At 29.1% G+C, this 19,808-nt stretch carries 16 protein-coding genes and 1 tRNA gene; 8 read left to right on the forward strand and 9 right to left on the reverse strand.

What is annotated here, in order from left to right; translation table 11 throughout:
* Positions 1 to 36: 36 nt before the first annotated feature.
* Together GYM72_RS04395 and GYM72_RS04400 are read right to left on the reverse strand one after the other, a co-directional pair.
* Entirely contained in the window at positions 37 to 651 is a 615-nt protein-coding gene (locus tag GYM72_RS04395) for a deoxynucleoside kinase (RefSeq protein ID WP_220264846.1), read from the reverse strand.
* An 11-nt stretch (positions 652 to 662) separates the two neighbouring features.
* Positions 663 to 1,496 carry a hypothetical protein gene (locus tag GYM72_RS04400; protein ID WP_220264847.1) on the reverse strand — a complete coding sequence of 278 codons (834 nt, stop codon included), beginning with the start codon at positions 1,494 to 1,496 and terminating at the stop codon, positions 663 to 665.
* A gap of 226 nt (positions 1,497 to 1,722) precedes the next feature.
* Here GYM72_RS04400 and prmA point away from each other — a divergent pair, with 226 nt between their 5' ends.
* From prmA to GYM72_RS04420, 4 genes are all read left to right on the forward strand, one after another.
* Entirely contained in the window at positions 1,723 to 2,553 is an 831-nt protein-coding gene (gene prmA / locus GYM72_RS04405; protein ID WP_220264848.1) for a 50S ribosomal protein L11 methyltransferase, read from the forward strand.
* Complete coding sequence (locus tag GYM72_RS04410) at positions 2,550 to 2,837, forward strand: ATP-dependent Clp protease adaptor ClpS (protein ID WP_220264849.1); 288 nt, start codon at positions 2,550 to 2,552, stop codon at positions 2,835 to 2,837. The genes prmA and GYM72_RS04410 overlap by 4 nt, the downstream gene beginning before the upstream one ends.
* 119 nt (positions 2,838 to 2,956) lie before the next feature.
* Positions 2,957 to 3,703 (forward strand): electron transfer flavoprotein subunit beta/FixA family protein, encoded by a 747-nt coding sequence (locus tag GYM72_RS04415; RefSeq protein WP_220264850.1) that lies wholly within the window; start codon positions 2,957 to 2,959, stop codon positions 3,701 to 3,703.
* Positions 3,704 to 3,746: 43 nt separating this feature from the next.
* The gene (locus GYM72_RS04420) at positions 3,747 to 4,700 is read left to right on the forward strand and encodes an electron transfer flavoprotein subunit alpha/FixB family protein (protein WP_220264851.1); all 954 of its coding nucleotides are present in this window, start codon (positions 3,747 to 3,749) and stop codon (positions 4,698 to 4,700) included.
* A gap of 81 nt (positions 4,701 to 4,781) precedes the next feature.
* On the opposite strand, the gene GYM72_RS04425 is transcribed toward GYM72_RS04420, so the two are convergent.
* From GYM72_RS04425 to GYM72_RS04440, 4 genes are all read right to left on the reverse strand, one after another.
* Positions 4,782 to 5,297 (reverse strand): PaaI family thioesterase, encoded by a 516-nt coding sequence (locus tag GYM72_RS04425; protein ID WP_220264852.1) that lies wholly within the window; start codon positions 5,295 to 5,297, stop codon positions 4,782 to 4,784.
* Between the two features lie 74 nt (positions 5,298 to 5,371).
* The gene (locus GYM72_RS04430; RefSeq protein ID WP_220264853.1) at positions 5,372 to 6,196 is read right to left on the reverse strand and encodes a hypothetical protein; all 825 of its coding nucleotides are present in this window, start codon (positions 6,194 to 6,196) and stop codon (positions 5,372 to 5,374) included.
* Positions 6,197 to 6,289: 93 nt separating this feature from the next.
* Positions 6,290 to 7,771: a lipopolysaccharide biosynthesis protein gene (locus GYM72_RS04435; protein WP_220264854.1), complete on the reverse strand. Its 1,482-nt coding sequence runs from the start codon at positions 7,769 to 7,771 to the stop codon at positions 6,290 to 6,292.
* Complete coding sequence (locus tag GYM72_RS04440; RefSeq protein ID WP_220264855.1) at positions 7,772 to 8,659, reverse strand: glycosyltransferase; 888 nt, start codon at positions 8,657 to 8,659, stop codon at positions 7,772 to 7,774.
* 55 nt (positions 8,660 to 8,714) lie between these two features.
* Between GYM72_RS04440 and GYM72_RS04445 the strand changes: the two genes are divergently transcribed.
* On the forward strand, positions 8,715 to 9,431 hold the full coding sequence (locus GYM72_RS04445) for a class I SAM-dependent methyltransferase (protein ID WP_220264856.1): 717 nt from the start codon (positions 8,715 to 8,717) through the stop codon (positions 9,429 to 9,431).
* Between the two features lie 42 nt (positions 9,432 to 9,473).
* Here GYM72_RS04445 and GYM72_RS04450 read toward each other — a convergent pair whose 3' ends face one another.
* Together GYM72_RS04450 and GYM72_RS04455 are read right to left on the reverse strand one after the other, a co-directional pair.
* A complete protein-coding gene (locus GYM72_RS04450) occupies positions 9,474 to 10,328 on the reverse strand; it encodes a glycosyltransferase family A protein (RefSeq protein WP_220264857.1) in 855 nt (284 codons plus the stop codon).
* 48 nt (positions 10,329 to 10,376) lie between these two features.
* A complete protein-coding gene (locus GYM72_RS04455) occupies positions 10,377 to 11,879 on the reverse strand; it encodes a GH3 auxin-responsive promoter family protein (protein WP_220264953.1) in 1,503 nt (500 codons plus the stop codon).
* A gap of 194 nt (positions 11,880 to 12,073) precedes the next feature.
* Here GYM72_RS04455 and GYM72_RS04460 point away from each other — a divergent pair, with 194 nt between their 5' ends.
* The 3 genes from GYM72_RS04460 to GYM72_RS04470 all read left to right on the forward strand — a co-directional run bounded on the left by GYM72_RS04460 (position 12,074) and on the right by GYM72_RS04470 (position 15,975).
* Positions 12,074 to 15,523, forward strand: coding sequence for a DUF2723 domain-containing protein (locus GYM72_RS04460; RefSeq protein ID WP_220264858.1), 3,450 nt, complete (start codon positions 12,074 to 12,076; stop codon positions 15,521 to 15,523).
* Between the two features lie 30 nt (positions 15,524 to 15,553).
* Positions 15,554 to 15,627, forward strand: a tRNA-Arg gene (locus GYM72_RS04465).
* Between the two features lie 210 nt (positions 15,628 to 15,837).
* Complete coding sequence (locus GYM72_RS04470) at positions 15,838 to 15,975, forward strand: hypothetical protein (RefSeq protein WP_220264859.1); 138 nt, start codon at positions 15,838 to 15,840, stop codon at positions 15,973 to 15,975.
* A 1,275-nt stretch (positions 15,976 to 17,250) separates the two neighbouring features.
* Here GYM72_RS04470 and GYM72_RS04475 read toward each other — a convergent pair.
* Positions 17,251 to 19,695: a cation-translocating P-type ATPase gene (locus tag GYM72_RS04475; protein WP_220264860.1), complete on the reverse strand. Its 2,445-nt coding sequence runs from the start codon at positions 19,693 to 19,695 to the stop codon at positions 17,251 to 17,253.
* Positions 19,696 to 19,808 lie beyond the last annotated feature (113 nt).

Below are 19,808 nucleotides of genomic sequence, written 5' to 3' on the forward strand. Positions count from 1 at the left end.
AGAGTATAATTTTAATCGTATAAAGACGGAATTCTTTTAAAATAAACCGTGAATATTAGCCTCTACTTTATCAATAATTTTTCCTAAATCTTCTTTATTGTCAACAAAATCCATATTATCAACATCGATGATCAATAATTTTCCTTCAGTATATTTTGAAATCCACTCTTCATATTTTTCATTTAATCTTTGAAGATAATCAATGCTAATGGACGTTTCGTATTCTCTTCCTCTTTTTTGAATTTGATTTACTAAAGTAGGAACGGTGGCGCGAAGATAGATCAGAAGATCCGGAGCTTGGATATACTCTTTCATTAAATTAAATAGATTCAAATAATTGTCATAATCTCGAGTTTGCATCAATCCCATTTCATGAAGATTTGAAGCAAAAATATATACATCTTCATAAATAGTTCTATCCTGGATTGTATTTTTCTTATTTTCTCTAATTTCTTTTATTTGTTTAAAACGAGAACTTAAGAAATAGATTTGCAAATTAAATGACCATTTTGCCATATCGTAATAAAAATCGTCTAGATATGGATTTTGTTCGGTGTCTTCAAATTGTGCAATCCAATTGTAATTATTTGATAATAATTTAGTTAATGTAGTTTTTCCTGCGCCGATATTTCCGGTTATAGCAATATGCATTCTTAATAAATTTATTTTTTAGTTTCTAATGTGTAAAGGTACATAACCTTAGATTTCCATAGAAATAAATGTTTATTTAAAATATAATATTTTTCACCTAAATTCGGCAAGGGTATTTGAACGGGTTTGTTTTCAAAATCATAGATATATAAATAACCATTATGTATCCAATAAAAATTTTGTTCCATCCATCCATAGTCTTCCATTTCGGGTATTACATAAGTATAAACCTTTTGATTATTTTGCTTACAAATTTTGTATTGATAAGCTTCGTTGGATTCGTTGTTACTTTTTAAAAGAAGAAATTTTGATTGTTTAGAACTGTAGATATCCTTTAGAACAAAATTATCTGAAAGTTCTTTAGACAAAGTATTTGAAAAAAGAATTGTATTTTTTGATCTGTAATCGTATTGAATAAAGCTTTGAGAGTTCAACTCATCAAAATATAATAAAGAATGATTGTCTTGAACATAAATTAAGTCAGGATATATAAGTTGATCGGTTAAAATAGAAACATTATCCTGAGTATTGATTAGCTTATCGTCATAAAATTCAAGAACTTGGTTCATCTTATCAAAAGTTACTAAAAATAAAGGATTTACGATAAACAGTTTTTTGGATGTATTAAAATTTTTAAGTATAAATGTTTTTTGTGAAGTTAAATCGTATTTTAATAAAGTGTTATCTTTTTGAGAAACGAAATATAATGAATTGAAAATATCTGCTTGTTGAAAATTAAACGATTCGGGAACTTCAATTTTAATACTATCTTGTAAAACCAATTGTTGTCCCAATGAAATGTTGATAGATAGTAGTAAAACCAGCAAATTGATGAATCGTGACATTGAAATTTCAATAAATATAAAGTAAAAGTAAAAAAATAATTTTACTTGTTTGATTCCAAAAAATCTTCTCAAAGAAAATAATTTTCAATAATTGGATAGGGATTTTCAGCTATAGATTATCAACCATTAACAAAGCGTAGCTATAATATATAACGTGGATGAATTTTATAGATCCTTAAGAAAATAAGCTATTAATTTTTTAAATTTGCGATACTTAAATGATTCCATGAAATATACAGAATACCATTTCAACGTAAAACCATTAGAACCTTGGAGAGACATTTTAATCGCTTTTTTATCAGAGTTGCCTTTTGAAAGTTTTGTTGAAACCGAACAGGGTTTTTTAACTTATATTAAGGTTGAAGAAGAAGATGAGCAATTAATTAAGGAATTACCTATTATGTCTTCTCCTGAAGTTGAAATATCTTACGAAAAAAAATTATCTCCCGATATCAATTGGAATGAAGAATGGGAAAAAAATTTTCCACCGGTAGTCATTGAAGATCAAATTTATTTACATGCAGATTTTCATCCTGTCAGAAACGATCTTCCTTTTTCCATAAAAATTGATCCGAAGATGTCTTTTGGTACGGGACATCATGAAACCACTTATAACATGCTTCATGCAATGTTGACAATGAATTTTGAAGGTAAAGATGTTTTAGATATGGGCAGCGGAACCGGAGTCTTGGCAATTTTTGCAAAAAAGAGGGGAGCCCATTATGTTGAAGCGATAGATATTGATGAATGGTCTTACGGTAATGCTCTGGAAAATTCTAAAAAAAATGAAGTAGATATAGATATAAAATTGGGAGATGCCGATTTATTAGGAAATCACTCATTTGATATAATTTTAGCCAATATCAATAAAAATATTTTATTAAAAGATATGTCAAAATACGTTGAAAATCTGCGTCCTAATGGATACGTTTTGGTAAGTGGTATCTTTGAACATGATTTTGATGACATTATTGCAGAAGCTACCGGGAATGGCTTAAAATTTGTTCAGAAATTAAGTAAAAATAATTGGATTTCAATATTATTAAACAAAATATGATTTACAATAATCAACCCAGTTGGAAAGAGCAGGAGAGTGTTGATACGTTAGTAAAAGAAGCTGCTCCTCATGTAATTGTTTTGCATAACGACGATTTTAATACGTTTGACTATGTCATCGATTGCTTAATAGAGATATGTGAACATACTTTAGAACAAGCCCAACAATGTACTTTTTTAGTTCATTACAAAGGAAAATGTGAAGTTAAAACCGGATCTTTAGAAAATCTAACTCCGATCCATCAAGCATTATTGAAAAAAGGGCTTTCTTCACAAATTGTCTAAATTATATACACATTCCTATATTTTTTATTTTATTTACTTTAATTTCTTAGTAAAAGAAGTAAATAAATAAAAATACTTTATTATTTTTACTTAATTTAGTTACAGGAAAAAATACGTTGATGAAAATATTAGTAGCTATAAGTAGCGTACCGGATACTACATCCAAAATTAATTTTACGAATGATCAAAAAGAATTCGATACTAATGGAATTCAATATATAATTAATCCTCAAGATGAATATTGCCTAAGCAAAGCATTATATTTTCAAGAAAAACAGGGAGCTGAAGTAACCATTATTACAGTTGGAGATACTACTGTTGAGCCGGTAATGCGTAAGGCCTTGGCAATCGGTGCTAATAATGCCATTCGGGTTAATATTCGACCTACGGACAGTGAATTAGTGGCTAAAGAAATTGCAGCCGTAGCAAAAGAGGGAGCTTATGATTTGGTACTTTTAGGTAAAGAATCGATTGATTATAACGGAGGATTGGTTCCGGGTTTAGTGGCCGCTGAATTAGATTACCCATTTGTTAATGCCGTTACCGGTTTTGAAGTTGAAGGAAAAACCATACAGGTGGTACGGGAAATTGATAATGGAAAAGAAACAATTTCAATTGAATTACCTGCTGTTTTAGCAGGTCAAGAAGGTTTTGTTCCTGAAAATCAATTAAAAATTCCTAATATAAGAGGTATTATGACTGCTAAAAATAAACCCTTTACGGTTGTTGAACCTAAATTTTCCGGAAATAAGGTTATCATTGCAGAATTTGAAAAGCCAAAGACTAGATCTCAAGTGGTTTATGTAGATAAAAATAACTTAGATGAATTGGTTCGCTTGCTTCATGAAGAAGCGAAAGTAATTTAAGTATAAACTTACTATCAATTTTGTAATACAAACGTTGAAATAAATGATTTACGCATATATAGAAAACTCTAAAGGAAAATATAAAAAAGAGGCCTACGAATTAATAACATACGCTAAAATTTTGGCAGATGAAATTGGAGATTCAGTAACGGCACTAACTATAAATTCTGAGGATTCTTCAGAACACTTATACAAATTTGGAGCAACTAAAGTTATAAATATTCAAGATGATTCTTTGCAATCTTTTAATCCAAAAGTATACGCTTCGGTTTTATCAAAAATAATTGACGGTAACTATATTCTTTTTACACATACTAATGAAAGTGTATCTATAGCTCCTTATATTGTCAAAAAAAAATCTGCGGCTTATATTACACAAGCCATTTCGAGGCCGCTGTCCGTAACACCGTTTAAAGTTAAAAGATCTGTTTTTTCAGGAAAAGGAATTGCTATCGTTGAAACTCAAGAATCTACTATAGTTCTAACACTTTCCGTTAATTCTGTGGGAGCAAAAGAAAATCCCGTTTCCGGTACCGAAGAAAAAATTACGGTAACTACAGTTGCAGATCCAACATATCAAGTAAAACAACAAGAAGTAGCTACAGGGAAATTAGATGTTAAAGTGGCTGAATTGGTAGTTGGAGCGGGTAGAGGAATGAAAGGACCGGAAAACTGGGGAATAATTGAAGATTTAGCAAATGTACTTGGAGCAGCTACAGCTTGTACTAAACCGGTAGCCGATTTAGGATGGAGACCTCATGCCGAACATGTAGGACAAACAGGGAAAACTATTTCTCCTAAACTATATATAGCAATCGGTATTTCGGGAGCTGTTCAACATGTTGCCGGGATTACTAAAAGTAAAACCATAGTCGTTATAAACAACGATCCGCAAGCACCTTTTTTTAAAACGGCTGATTATGGTGTAATTGGTGATTTATTCGAAGTTGTACCGGAATTGACTAAAAAATTGAAAGCTTTTAAAGATGCACATTAATTATTCGTCATTACTCTAAGCTATAAATTATATAGAATCAGTTTAATTACAAAGCTGATTCTTTTTATTTATACTTATTTATCAGTGAGTTTTACTTTTTAATTTTGCTTTATAAAACTGACTGTCTGCTATATAGATTTTTTTCTCTAAATAACAATAAATTTGACCTTCTGAATTGGTAATGTTCATTTGCTTTTTGATAACTATTTCATTATCATTTTTAACCATTTCTTTTATCTTTTCTATTTCTTCTTTTTGAAATTCAAATAGAGCTATGGCTTTTTTATTAATCGGCCTTATGTAATCAACATAAGCAGATTTATCCCAAACGATATAATTAGTTCCCAGAATATGTATGAGCTGCAACATATAGATAGGATCCGTAGCTGAAAGTATGCTTCCACCAAACATAGTTCCCGAATAGTTTCGGTTTTTGTACGTAAGAGGAATTTCGACTATTATTTTATGTACATCATCTGAAACATATTTGATATTTCCTGTTGTCCTTATGTAAAGAGGAGAAATGTTAAAAAAATATTTATAAATGATTGAGGGTTTAAACAAAGTAGTAAGGAGCTTATATATTTTTTTGTACATACCAATTGATGTCTTTAACCCTATAAAAATAGAGTTAAAAAATTATTTATACAAATAGATAGAGAAAGGTTACATTATTGAGGAAAATAAGGCTTGCCAATTTTTGGTGTAATCTTTTTTTCGTTGTTTTTTCTTGATTTGTAGATAAGAATATTTTTATCGAAAATATTTAAAATCTGGAAGTAATTATCATGATCGTAATAAAACTTTAAATTATGATTTAAATAAGCATACAATATAAAATCATTGATTTCATTTTTTTTCAAACCTAATTCTTCAAAGTAAGCATCTCCAAAATAGTCTCTAACATTTTTGATTATGGTTGACTGCTCTTCAAAAATTGATAAGCGCTCTTTACGTTTAACCTCTCCGGATATAAAATCCAAAATACCCTCAATACCAAATTTCATGGAAGATAACTTTGAAGCTTCGGAATCAACATCCGTACTTCCATCCATTTTTTGTGATGGATTTAAACTGCCTAATTTTTTTAAAATCTCGTTGGTTTTATTCATCATTGGAATTCGTTTGACATCCAATTCAAGGCTTCCAAAAGTTTTAAAAGGAGTAACATAAATATCCTCTAATTGCTTTTCTTTAAGATCTAATTGAATTTTCATTTGCAAATGATCAAACATGTCTTGCGTAACCAAAATAGTTCTTTTTTCGATATTGAATGATTGAAAAGTAATGGCATCTCCAATGAGTGCAGGAATAGAAAATTTACCGGTTATATCGGTTAACGTTGTGTAATTGGTTGAAAGATTTTTAACATAAATACCGGAAACCATTTCATGATACTTATCAAGAATATATACTTTTCCTTTAATTTGTTTTCTATCTTGAGAAAAGATGATTATGGTAAATAAAAGTAAAAAATAAGTATAGAAAAGTTTCATGTATTGAAATTACCTAACAAAAATACATTAAATACAACAATTATCTATCAACTCATTAAAAATTAATTATTATTATTGAAAAAATTATATATTTTATTTTTTACCCGTCAAAAAAGATTTAATATTTGTGGATAGTATTTCTTTTATCGGAATAAATTTAAATACACTATTGGCGACGAAAAATATGCATAAAATGAGTAGGGGCTTAGTAATTAAATTAAATAAATTATTGGAAAAATCGGGTATATAATTTACAAGTAAAACACCCATTATTCCGGTTACTATTATATACGTATACTCTTTTGAAAACGGTTGTATGCCGAACTTACGGTAATTAAAGCCTAATTTTATTAAATTAAACAATGTTAAAGATAAGGCCGTTGCTAAAGCTATACCTTCGATACCTAATTTGAAATACGAAATAAAAATAATATTTGAAATAATTGTAAAAATCGCTAAAAACAGCATTGCATAAATATTAAATCTAAAATACTTTGAATAAGAAATAATATTACTGTTAAAACCGGTTGCCAAATCAAATAAGGTGGCTGCTCCTAGAATGTAAATAATAACTTTTGCATCCGATAATTCTTTTCCGTTTTTCATGAATAAGAATAGATAGTCTATTCCGACTAAAATACAAGACAACAAGACCGTACCAAATAAGAATAAAAATTTGGATACTTTTTTATAGAAATCATTTAGTTCATCTAATTTATTATTTTCCAGCTTTTCAACAATTATAGGACCGGATATGGTGAAAATACCCATCAAAGGAACGGTAAGAAAACCCACAATAGACGTTAAAATAGAATAGATCCCGTTTTGTTTAAAATCCAACAGTTCGGGAATCATCAGGTTGTCAATTTGTAGAGCCAATCTATTTCCAATACTTCCAAGAACTGAAAATATACAGAAATTTAATAAGTTTAGTCTAAAATTTTTATCTTTCAATATATCTAATGATCCGCTCTTATGATCTTTGTTTAATTTTACAAAATAATATACCAGCCCAATCATAGCAATCACAAAAAATAATACGAATATATATAGAGCATTTTTTTGTGATATTCCTATATACACACAGGAGATAAAAGCTGTAAGAGCTCCCAGTTTAGGAAAAAAATTTTCAAAAATTCCGGGAACTGTTATTCTTTTTAAATTAGAGATATATTTTGAAAGTAATTGAGTTAACGCAAGAGACAAAGCGACCGGCAAAACATACTGTTTCATTTTCCAGGAATCAGATTCTTGAATACTTGGAATCACTCGAGTGATTATCCAATATACTAATGAGATAAAAATAAAATTGAGATACACAAACTTAATTGAAGCATAAAGAAAGTCGACCTGTTGATTTTTTGCTTTAAGTTTTTGATGGAATTTTATGTTTGCATAACTAAGTCCAAAAAGGATGAAGGGACAGATCAGTTCAGCAGATGGCTGAATGAACCTTAATTTACCCAAAAATTCAGGATTGGAAGGATAGATAAAAATGGTTGAAAATGTACCCAGTAAAAAACTTAGATAACTAATTAGACTGTATTTTATCCCTTGACGTGCTACTATTCCCATTTAATATATGCTAAATAAGTTTTCCTTTTGTTGTTTACGATTCAATCGGATCTCTTTAGAGAAAAGCAAATGTATATAGTGAATCCCTAATTTATAAAATAATACGGAAGTATTTTTAATAGATAACATTTTAAAATAATACTTAGGTATTCCCCAAACATTAATAAAAGCTTCAAAATATGCTTTGTAAAGATTATTATTTGGATTTAAAAGTATACAATCCAATTTTATTTTTGATAATCTTTGTATTTTACTAAAATCTGTCGTTTTACTCCTATCATGATTGGCTTTAGCCGTGGTAACAATTCCTATTTTTAATCCGGAATAAATGACTCGATTACAGTAATTTTTATCTTCTCCGTAATGGGTGAAATAAGGATTAAAAACACCCGTCTTTTCCAAACATTTTTTACTAATTAACCAAAAAGCGGCATTAACGAAATTAGTTTCTAAAATAACTTGGTTTTTCTTTTTACTTTTCGCTAAATATTCCTTAAAATTAAAATCCATTTCAGAGAAATCATGGTTATAATGTATGGGACTTAGTATACCAAACTTTGGATTTTTAATGGATACATCAGCTAAATATTGTAGACAATTTTTGTCTATCCAAGCATCTTGATTGATGAGAAAATAATGGGTATAGTTTTTTTCTTTATATAGTTTTTTTAAAAGGATATTGTTAGCTTGTCCAAACCCTATATTACGTCCACTTTCCATATAAATTACATGGGGATAATTTTCGACAATTTTTAAAGTGCTATCGGTCGATCCATTGTCTATAAGGTAAATATCTGTATGTATGCTAGATGCCAATAAAGAATCCAAACATTTTTTTATCCATTTTTCCCCATTATATGTAACAATTACACTTACAATGTTGTACATTTACATGATATAAAACCTATTACAAATATATAAATAATAAAATAGTAGAAACCTTATGATTACTAGAGTTGATGTTTTAAATTATTTAATAAAAGTAAATAATGTTAAAAACTATTTGGAAATCGGTGTAAACAGAGGAAAATGTTTTTTTAATATCAAAGGAGCAAAACAAAGAATTGCAGTGGATCCTTATTTTAATTTTAGCTTTATCAAAAAAATTAGATATTTAGTTAAAAATCCCCATAATTTTAAAAACAAATATTTTGAGATGACCAGTGATCGTTTCTTTGACATGCATCATAAATTTCTTAAAAATAATCCGATAAATCTAACCTTTATCGATGGGTTACACACTTTCAGTCAATCTCTCAAAGATACGCTAAATTCGCTTAAGTATTTGTCTGATCAAGGAATTATTATCATACATGATTGCAACCCTCAGGATAAGATTGCAGCCTTTCCTGCGAGTAATATTGAAGATGTAAGAATTAAATTTTCATCTCATAAAAGTTGGAAAAATATTTGGAACGGCGATGTATGGAAAACGATCGTTTTTCTTAGAAAAAATCATCCTGAATTAACTGTAAGTGTTTTAGATACCGATCATGGATTAGGAGTAGTCAAAAAAATTCCGACCCAAGAAGTTTTACCTCCTGTTTTTGATTCAATATCAAATGAAGATATTCCACAATTGGAATACTCTTTTTTGGCTTCACATAGAAAAGAACTTTTAAATCTAGTACCTATTGAAATTTTCTTAGGAAAGGAATAATAATTTTACATATAAAATAGTATAAAAGAAAAGATGAAAAATTTACCTTTTGAATTTTTTAATCATTTCATTCCATCGAAATTTGCGAATGAAATTCATTTCCTCTTGAGTGATCACTCGTTCTTTTTTTTCTTTTTCTAAAGAAATAAAAGTTTTAAATGAAATTATAAAATGTCGTAAAGATTTTTCTTTCCATGAAGATTTTGCACAGGATATAAAGGCTAATTTTTTGGATAGTCCGATATTGTAAAAATATTCACCCAATTTTCTAGATTTAGTTTCTTGATAAACGTGTGCAGTTGGTTTTAGGTGTTTTACAAAAAGATTCTTTAAGACTTTAACTTCCCAATGATGCATACGGGCAAGTAATATATCGAGATTATCCCAACCCAACGTCATACGAAGGCCACCAATATCAATAAAACATTCATTTCTATAAGTTTTTATGGGGCCGCGTACATGATTTTTATTTGAAATATTTTCATAAACCCACTGATTCCCTTTTTTTATGTACACCAATCCACCGATAATGCCAATTTTTGGATTGTTCTGTAATTCATTTACAATGAGTTCAAAATAATTCTCAGGGAGAATTATATCGGCGTCCAGTTTAACTAAAACATCATACTGTTTCCAATTTACTGAATTTAATCCGGCATAAAACGTTTTAACTACTTTTGCACCCGGTACATGTTCAGAGCTATTAATCAAACTAACAAAGCGAAAAGTAGGTTTATCTTTAATAAATTCTTCAATAATTTCTTTTGAATTATCCGTTGAAGAATCATTGACTAAAATCCAATCAATATTTTTATAGGATTGTTCATAGAAAGATTGTAAACATTTCAATATATGTTTAGACTCATTAAATACCGGTATTACAACTAAAATTTTCAAATAGTATGTTCTTTCAATATGATTTTAATTTACTATAACATTTTCATTCTAACTTTTCAAAACATATTTTTCAAGTTTATCGGCAATAGCTCGATCATTAGACAAACGAGGAAGTTTATTTTGACCTCCTAACTTACCAATTTCTTTCATATACTCATTAAATCCTCCTTTTTTGATAGTTGAAATTTTTAAAGGTCTTAAGATAGCACCCGTAATAAGATCATTATAGTAGGAATTTCTTTTTCTAAGAGCCTGATCTAAATTTGATTCAAATTCATCAATGTTGATCGGCGGTTTTTCAAATTCTATGAACCATTCATGATAGGGTAGCCCTTCTGCAGGATTCACCTGAGGAGCAAGAGTAAATTCTTGAACAATACATCCAGATACTTCCATGGTTTCTTTAATAGCTTCTTCTACTTCGAATGAAATGACATGTTCACCAAATGCAGAAGTAAAATGTTTAGTTCTTCCGGTGACAAGAATTTTATACGGATCTTTACTGATAAATCGGACTAAATCACCTATTTCATAAGCCCACAATCCGGCATTCGTTGTCAATAATATAGCATAATCCGTATTAAATTCTACTTGTTCCAGAGTAAGACGTCTCGGATTATTTTTACCAATATCTTCTGAAGGTATAAATTCATAAAAAATACCATGATTCAACATAAGCAATAATCCTTCATGGTCCACATCATCCTGAAAGGCTATAAATCCTTCCGAAGCCGGATAGGTTTGGATAATATCCAACTTTTTACCAATTAATTCATTTATTTTATCTTCATAGGGCTTATAATTTACACCCCCCGTTACTAAAAGCTGTAAATTGGGAAAAATTTTACTTATAGATTTACCCGATTTTGCAATCAATCTTTCAAAATACATAACCAGCCAAGGAGGAATGCCGCTGATTAAAGTCATATTCTTATCAACAGTTTCCTCTACAATTTTATCAACTTTAGTTTCCCAATCTTCAATGCAATTGGTTTTCCAGGAAGGCATACGATTGTATTGAAGATATTTCGGAACAAAATGGGCGGAAATTCCTGACAGCCTTCCCGTCATGATCCCATTATTATTTTCCAAAACAGGACTTCCTTGTAAAAAAATCATTTTACCATTGATAAAATTAGGATTTTTTCTTTTATATATATAATGAAGTAAAGCACTTTTAGCTCCTTCTATATGAAAGGGCATGGATTCTTTAGTAATAGGAATGTATTTAGTGCCTGAGGTGGTACCTGAGGTTTTTGCAAAATAAAGGGGCTTATTAGGCCATAAAATATTATCTTGTCCCGATTTAATTTTTTCTATATAAGGTCTTAACGTTTCATAATTCTGAACAGGAACATTTTTTTGAAAATCTGAAATAGAACTTATTTTAGAAAAAGAATAATCAACGCCAAAATATGTATTTTGAGATTCTTTAATGAGTTTTTCAAACCAATAGTTTTGTGTTTCCACCGGATTGTCAATCCATTTTTGCTCATTTTTATTGTGAAGGGATGCCCACCCTTGTGCCAGTTTCTTTTTTAAAAAACCCATGGTAACTAGTATGAATTTATCACGTAACAAATATCGTAATTTAATTTTAGTATGTTAAAATCTAAAGAATAATAAAGCTTATAATTTTTTATAAATAACTTTCTAACAATTAATATAAAAAGAGAATAAAATATAAAATGAAAACTTTTAAAATTAATATTATTAGTATATTCGCAAACAAGAATTAAGGTAAAATGAAGTTAAATTACAATAAATTGAATAACCTTACCGGATGGGTTGTTTTTATTATAGCAGCAATAACTTATTTATTAACTATTGAACCCAATTTCAGTTTTTGGGATTGTGGTGAATATATATCTTCAGCGGTTAAGCTGGAAGTTACTCATTCACCGGGAGCCGTATTTTTTCAAATATTGGGTGCCGTTTGGGCGATCTTAGCCTTTGGCGATCCCACTAAATATTCCATAGTTATAAATGCTATGTCTGCTATTATGAGTGCATTTGCCATATTATTTTTATTCTGGACAATTACTCATATGGTTCGTAAAACTCTATTTTTACAAACCGAACCCAAAGAATTTACTTCCTATCAGATTGCTACCATCTTATTAAGCGGGGCAGTAGGGGCGTTAACTTTTACTTTTACCGATACTTTTTGGTTTTCAGCAGTTGAAGGAGAAGTTTATGCGGCGGCTTCCTGTTTTACCGCTTTGCTGTTGTGGCTTATGTGCAAATGGGAAAATGATTTATCTGATTCCCGATCCAATAAGTGGCTTATTTTAATTTCTCTACTTATCGGTCTGTCTGTTGGAATCCATTTAATGGTAATACTAGTGGTTCCTACGTTAGGATATATTTATTATGCAAAAAAATATACCTTTACTTGGAAAAGTTTTATATGGGCCAATATTGCTATTGGCGGTGTATTTTTAGCCGTTTTTAAAATTATATTTCCTTTTACGATGTCTTTCTTCGGAAAATGTGAAATATTTTTTGTAAATAATCTTCAAATGCCATTTAATACAGGTTCGGTAGTGGCATTCATACTTTTAATTATTGCTTTTTATTTTGCCTTACGATATACATCCAATCATGGATATAAAACAGGAAATACCATTATTTTATCGATTTTGTTTATGCTTATCGGTTTTTCAAGTTGGGTGGTACTTCCTATACGTGCTAAAGCAAATCCTCCTATAAATTTAAATGATCCCGACAATGCAATAGGTATGTTGGATTATTATAACAGGGCTCAATATGGTGATTGGCCGGTGTTTTACGGAGCTAATTATACTGCATATTTAGATCCTAACGGAATAATTGGAACCGAGGATAATGGTCCTATTTATGAAAAGGATGAAAATTCAGGCAGGTATATTGAAACAGGCAGAAGAATTAATTATAAGTTTAATCCGGAGCAAGTCAGTATATTTCCTCGAATGTATAATCCTGATCCTAGTGTTATTGAAAATTACGGATTAATGGAAGGTTACCCCGATTTTACTTTAAATTCGAAATATATTGGTAATCCTGAAGCACAAAAGGTTTTTGATGAGTTAGTGAGGAAAAAGAAAACGGGAGAAATATCTGTTCGTGATTATCAAATGGCTAAACAAAATGAACTAATTAATGTTAAAAAACCAACCTTAGGCCAAAACTTGGATTTTATGATGACCTATCAAATGGGATATATGTTTATACGATATTTTCTATGGAATTTTGCCGGTCGTCAAAATGATTTACAAGGAAATTATGAATCTACCAAAGGAAATTGGATCAGCGGTATTAAATTTTTAGATAATTTACGTTTGGGAGACCAAGACAAATTACCTCAAGCATATGTGAACAAAGCTACCAATAAATATTATTTTTTACCATTATTGTTAGGTTTAGTAGGATTCTTCTTTCAACTGAACAGAGATCCGGGTAGAAACTTTTCTTTAATTGCTTTATTTTTATTAGCCAGCGTGGGTATTATCTTATATACCAGTATAAAAGCATTTGAACCCCGGGAACGAGATTATGCGTTAGTGACTTCCTTTTACACTTTTGCTATTTGGATAGGGATGGGAGTGACAGCAATTATGTTTTTATTAAATAAACTTAAACAAAGGCAAATAGGACTTATTATTGGTTTTCTTGCCTTAGGAGTTCCTGTTTTGGTTGGATTCCAAAATTGGGACGATCATGATAGAAGCAGGAGATATACGGCTTATGATTTTTCAAAAAGCTATTTACAAAGTTTAGATGCAAATCATCCTATACTTTTTGTATATGGAGATAACGATACGTATCCTTTATGGGCATTACAAGAAACCGAAGAATTTAGATCAGATGCCAAAGTGGTTAATTTTACTTTATTGGGTACGGCATGGTATATTGATCAGGTACAGCGAAGAACTTATAAAGCACCCGGTATTCCTTCTTCTTTATCTCATGAAGAATTCAGAGATGGCGTTAATGATCAGGTTATTTTATTAAATAGAGATTTTTGGAAGCAAATTTTTGATAATCTTCCGGCAGACAGTATACCTGCGGATATTCTTCCATTTAAGAAATATGCAATTTCAGATACTATATCTGCTAAAGAAGCCATTAATTTTCTTAGAAACAAAAAAGAACAATCTGCTATTAAAGATTTATATACATATGTAACCGAAAGGGATTATAGAGGAACAGATGTTGGATTTATTCCTGTTAATAAAATATCTTTGCCTGTAAACAAGGAGAATGCGTTAAAATATGGAATAGTTAAACCCGAAGATTCTAAATTGATGGTAAACAAGGTAGTACTATCAATAAATAAACAAGCTTTATATAAAGACGGTTTAGCTATGTTGGATTTACTTGCCAATTACAATTGGGATCGTTCCATTTATTTTAGTTCAGGGGGAACCTATTCTCAATCTAATATCATGTTTGCACAAAATTACTTGGAGTATCAAGGTTTAATTTCAAAATTAGTGCCTATATATACTCCCGAAACCAATAACGGGGAACAAGGAAGAATAAATCCTAATACGATTTATAACTTAGTTATGAATTATAAATTTGGAAATTTAAAAGATCCGAAAGCATATTTTGATGAAACTTGTAGAAGTAATATTTTAAATTATAGAATGTCTTGTGGAAGAGCTGCTATAGCTTTAGCTAAAAGTGGAGACAAAAAAAGGGCTAATGATATTTTAGAGTTAATCAATAAAGAAATACCTATATCTATGTATCCGGCTACGCCTTCTTATAATTCAATTATATCCGGTTATTTTCTTATTGGAAAAGAAAAAGAAGGGTTAAAACTAGCAGAAGCATATAAAGATCAAATTTTTAAGGAATTAAATTATTATTTATCATTACCATTGCACGATCAAACGTTTGCTACCGATGATATGAGTAAACTATCCAGTTATTATACACTTATTGTTGATAATATTGTAAATATTTATCTGGAATTAAATCAAAGAGATAAAGCTATAGCTTATATCACAGAATCAATGAAACCTTTAGATAAAAGATTAAAAACTTTTGAAATGCTAGGTAAAAATAATGCGAAAGATCAAAAAGTATCTCTTCAGAATTTGATGTATTCCTACGGACAGATGCTTCAAGTTTTGCATCCTATTGATTCTGTATATGAAAAAGAAAAAGCAGAAGAAATTTCAAATATTATTATGAAGTTAGACTAAATTATTAGTATACTTGCAGAAAATATTTTCGGCTACGTAGTTCAACTGGATAGAATATCAGATTTCGGCTCTGAGGGTTGGGGGTTCGAATCCCTCCGTGGTCACAAAACAAGAAAAAAAAACACTAAAATTCAAGTAACCTACTGAAATAATAGGGTATATAAGTAAAATTCGTTGAGTTATAATTTGGCTTTTTTTTAAATTTTTAGAACAGAATATAGAACAAGAATTTTTTTTGTTCTAAATAAGAAAAAAAAATTTCAGATCCATAAGGAAAACATATTGAATGCAATCCCAGAATAAAATTTGAAAAAATGGGGTATGTTAAAGTAAAAGAAAAGAAAGAAAAAAAATTAAAACCTAAGCCTATGTCGGAAAAACAAAAGATTATGGAAGAATATAGGCAACTACTTTTAAAGGATTATTTTAAATCAAGGAATACTAAACAGTAAGAATAATTTAAATTTTTTTATTATACTGATTTAATAAAAAGGGTATTATACTATGAAAAATTTAACTAATTTATAAAATTTTAAATCATATGCTCTTTTAAATATAAACAATATTTTCAAAAGAATTTTGTATAGCAAAAAATCGAATATGTATTATTTAAAAAGAAATTTTTAGGTAATTGAATTTAATATTTATAATATTTCTTGTAGAAGTTTTTTTAAGAATATAATTATTTTTTTACATCTAAATACCTCGGATAGGTTACTTACTTTTCTTAATAAAAGATTAAATAATCTTAAATCTTAAAACAATTTTAATTTTCCTAAAACATTAAATTTCATTTTTAATTACAATCAATTTAATCATTATATATTCAGTTATTAATTTAAAAATTCTTAAAAAATTATTTATCTTTTATAAATATTTATTTTGAAAATTAAAAAAATCCTGAGCATTTGCTCAGGATTATTTAAAGACAAATCAGACAGTTTTTGCAAGTGATTAATTAGTTTAAAAAATAATTTTTTTAATTAAATTATTATTTGCTTTTTTATGAAGTTAAAAATAAATAAAATGGTTGCATTACGGAAATCCGTAAAATAAAAAACAATATTAAATAATCTTAAATTATATCATTTTCAAATATCAAATTAAATATAAGAGTGACTATTTATAGAATTTATAAAATTAAGTATTATTTTGTCTTAATATAAATAATATTTAATTATAAATATTTAAATAACTGTAAATTATTTTATCAATTTAATATTTATAATTTTTTTTAACGGAATTAAATTTACTTTTAGCATGATTTTAGTATAAAAAATAATGTTTTATTTTTTATATTTTTTTATATATACGATAAATAATATAACATTATAAATTATATGAATTAGTATTAATATTATACATTAATACTAAAATCGTATTTTATAATATTTATACATGATAAATATTATATTTATATAAATAAAATAATTTTATATATTTGTAGTATTAAAATAACAGATAGTTAATTTATTTTAATTTTTATATAATTCAATTTAGTATAAACCTTAAACACTAAACTTTATGAAGCATATTAGACCCTCTATTTCATTACTCACCTTAATTTATTTTATAGCAATGATTTGTGCTGTATATGTTAGTATACGTATTTTAATTAGATAATAAAATAATTATAGATTAATTTTATTTTTTGAGTTTTGTATTATAGCCTCCTATTATAGGAGGCTCTTTTAATTTATTAAGCAATGATTTAAATGAATCGACAGTTATTTTTTTAATTTTAAAAGCAAACTATTACTAACCACACTAACGCTGCTTAAAGCCATGGCAGCACCGGCAACCATTGGATTTAATAAAAATCCATTGATAGGATATAATATACCCGCAGCGATAGGAATACCTATTATATTATAAATAAATGCCCAAAATAAATTTTGTTTAATAGTTTTAACCGTTTGCTTGGAAAGTTTAATTGCCTCAGGTATTTTTTGAAGATCTCCTGAAATTATAGTCATTTTAGCAACATCAATGGCAATATCAGATCCACGACCCATTGCGATACTAACATCCGCTTGGGCGAGGGCAGCACTATCATTAATACCATCACCAACCATAGCCACAATTTTATTGTTAGGCGAAGCTTGAAGTTTTTTCACATAATCAATTTTATCCTGTGGTGAAACCTCGGCTTTAAATTTGTTAATTCCTGTTTCCTTAGCTACATAGTTAGCAGTAGTAGGATTATCACCCGTTAGCATATGAACCTCAATTCCTAACATTTTAATCTGCTTAATAGAAGTTAGGGAAGTTGGTTTAATCTTATCTGAAATAGATATTCCTGCAAGTATAGTATTTTCATTGGCAAATAAAATAGTAGTAGTAGCTTGTTTAAATTTATTATCCAGCCAATTTTTAACTTCATTATCAATGGGAACTGAATGTATAGATAACAAAGAAAGATTTCCAATAAAATATTTTTGATTATTGTAAATACCAATAATTCCTTGCCCTGATACATTAGTAATTTCCATATCAGGAATAAAAGTTATGCTTTTATCATTCAAATAACTAACAATAGCTCCGGCTAAAGGATGTTCAGAGGAACGTTCTATACTATATAAAATATTTTTTTCAAGATCATGCATTGAAGTAAACCACTTGAAATCTTCAACCTGAGGTTTACCTTTTGTAATCGTACCGGTTTTATCCAAAACTATCGCATTTATATTTTTTGTATTTTCCAAACTTTCTGCATCTTTAATTAAAATGCCTTCTTCCGCACCTTTACCGATACCTACCATAATGGCTGTTGGAGTAGCTAATCCTAAAGCACACGGACAAGCAATAACCAATACGGTTACAAAGCTTTGAAAGCCATAAATTATCCCTTGTTTACCGCCGAAAATAATCCAAATAATCAACGATAAACAAGCAATAATAAAAACTGCGGGAACAAAAATACCGGCAATTTTATCAACCAATTTTTGAACAGGAGCTTTACTGCCTTGGGCTTCTTGCACCGTCTGAATAATTTGAGATAAAAGAGTATCTTTACCCACTTTATCTGCATGAAATTGAAAACTTCCTTTCTGATTAATCGTTCCTGCAAATACTTTTGAACCTTTTACTTTTTCAATTGGAATGGGCTCACCACTAATCATACTTTCATTAACATACGAATTACCCGAAAGAACAGTTCCATCCACCGCAATCTTTTCACCCGGTTTTACTAAAATGGTCATTCCAATAGAAACTGACTTAATGGGAATTTCATTTTGCTCATTTCCTTGAATTATAGTAACTGTTTTAGGTTGTAAACCTATTAACTTCTTGATGGCATATGAAGTATTTCCTTTTGCTTTTTCTTCTAATATTTTACCTAATAAAACAAATGCAATAACTACAGCCGAAGCTTCAAAATATACATGCGGTTGCAATCCGCGTTTAATCCAAAACGAAGGAAATAATGTATTAAAAACGCTAAAAATGTATGCCGTTCCCGTACTTACCGATACCAGGGTATCCATATTGGCGGTTCTATGTTTTGCTTGTTTATAAGCTCCCGTAAAAAATTGTTTTCCAAAAATAAAAATAACCGGAGTAGCTAAGATCCACATGATGTAATTTGCCCAATGTTGATGCATGAGTGACGGTGTCATTCCTATAATTAGTAAAGGAATGGAAAAAATCATGGCACCGATGGTTTTCCTTTTTAGAGCTTTGTAATGATTTTTTTGTATTTCTTCCAATGAATTTTGCGAATCATCATTTTCTTTGATAATCAAATCATAACCTGCTTCTTGGAGAGAGTCTTTCAATTTTTGCGGGGTTATCATTAAAGGTATGTATTCAATGTATGCCATTTCATTTGCATAATTTACCGAGGCGTTTATCACGCCCGGTTGCATTCTAAGAATATTTTGACTGCTATTGGCACAAGATGCGCAACTTAAGTTGAGTAAAGGGAAGTTGTTTTTAGTAACCGGAACTTTAACTTGTAAGTCTGTGAGAATCGGAACAGCCTTGGCTATGGCTTCATCAGGGTATTTACTGGTTATACGGATCTTTTGATTATTTAATTCTAAATTGCATGTATCAATTTCTTTTATAGATTGTAAAGCATGGGTAATCTTGGAAACATCAGATTCATCAATGTTATTATTGAAGGGTATGTAATAATATACCGGATTATTTTTTTTAGAAGAATTCATAATTTTATTTCAGACTGAATATAAATTTAACTATCTATTTACCTATACAAAAGTAGGTTGAAAAGTATTGGAATATGTTATACAATTATGGAATAAATTTATAGTACTAAATT

Origin of the sequence: Apibacter sp. ESL0404 (assembly GCF_019469245.1) — a bacterium.
Classification (GTDB): domain Bacteria; phylum Bacteroidota; class Bacteroidia; order Flavobacteriales; family Weeksellaceae; genus Apibacter.